We start from the raw sequence: 1,040 nt of genomic DNA on the forward strand, positions 1-1,040 counted from the left end.
GAGCGCGTCTCCCCCGTTGTCGCCGGCCCCGACCAGCAGCGTGACCCGCCTGCCGGTGACCCGCGGGTGCAGGGCGACCAGGAAGCGGCGGACCCAGAGCGCGAGCCCGTGGGCCGCGCGCCGCATGAGCGCGTCCTCCGCGCCGTGGGCGAGGAGGACGGCCTCGGCGTCGCGGATCTGCTGTGCCGTCCAGACTCCGTGCATCGGTCGACGCTAACGGCTCAGGCCTCGTTGATGTCGAACTTCACGTCGGAGCCGTCGACCTGGGTCACCTTGGCGACGACGTCGAAGCTGCGGTCCGGGATGGTCACGTGGCAGGTCAGGGTGGCGCCGACGGTCGCGTCGAGGTTCGACGGGCAGTCGACGGCACTCGGGTCGGCCTGCAGCTGCTCCTGCACCACGCGGGTGATCTCGGACTTCACGTCGTCGCTGGAGACCGACATGCTGCAGGCGCTCAGACCCAGGAGCAGGCCCCCGGCGGCGGCCACCGTACCGATGATGCGGGCGATCCTGGCGTTCATGGCGTTCCTCTTCTGATCCTTGCCGGAGCTGTTTCCGGCCTGGTCAGAACGGTAGGGACTCGCGAGGCCCGGTTCAGGAGTGGTGCTACCACACCCTGCGGGCGGGTCAGCCACCCTTCTCGGGTACGGGTTCGGCGCGCCGCGGTCCGCGACGGTAGGTTCTCACCGTGGCCCGGACCAGCACGTTCACCCGTCCTCCCGCCCTGCGGAACGCCAAGGACGCCCTCGAGCAGCTGTCCCGGCCCGGCCCCAACGAGGTGCTGCGCGGTGACCTCGGCCTGATCGGCACGCCGGGTGTGGTGTTCGCGCCGGCGTCCGGGTTGGGGCTGCCCGCCGTCGCGTTCGGGCACGACTGGATGCAGCCGACCAAGCGGTACGACGAGCTGCTGCGCCACCTGGCCTCGTGGGGGATCGTCGCCGCGGCGCCCGGGTCGCAGGGCAGCCCGGTGCCGTCGGTGGCCCGGTTCTCCGCGGACCTGCGCACCACTCTCGACGTCTGCGCAGGCGTCCGGCTCGGGG

2 protein-coding genes and 1 pseudogene are annotated in these 1,040 nt (G+C 72.1%); 1 reads left to right on the top strand and 2 read right to left on the bottom strand.

The genetic code is table 11. From position 1 onward, the window contains the following. On the bottom strand, window positions 1-204 hold a 204-nt coding region (locus H5J29_RS33975), incomplete at its 3' end, for an NAD(P)H-hydrate epimerase (RefSeq protein ID WP_281376175.1). A gap of 17 nt (window positions 205-221) precedes the next feature. After that, the gene (locus H5J29_RS33980) at window positions 222-521 is read right to left on the bottom strand and encodes a DUF4333 domain-containing protein (protein WP_181784950.1); all 300 of its coding nucleotides are present in this window, start codon (window positions 519-521) and stop codon (window positions 222-224) included. A 167-nt stretch (window positions 522-688) separates the two neighbouring features. On the opposite strand from H5J29_RS33980, the pseudogene H5J29_RS33985 reads away from it, so the two are divergent. After that, a pseudogene (locus H5J29_RS33985) lies at window positions 689-1,040 on the top strand (alpha/beta hydrolase); the annotation flags it as partial.

This window comes from Pseudonocardia pini (genome assembly GCF_013870575.1).
Classification (GTDB): Bacteria; Actinomycetota; Actinomycetes; order Mycobacteriales; family Pseudonocardiaceae; genus Pseudonocardia; species Pseudonocardia pini.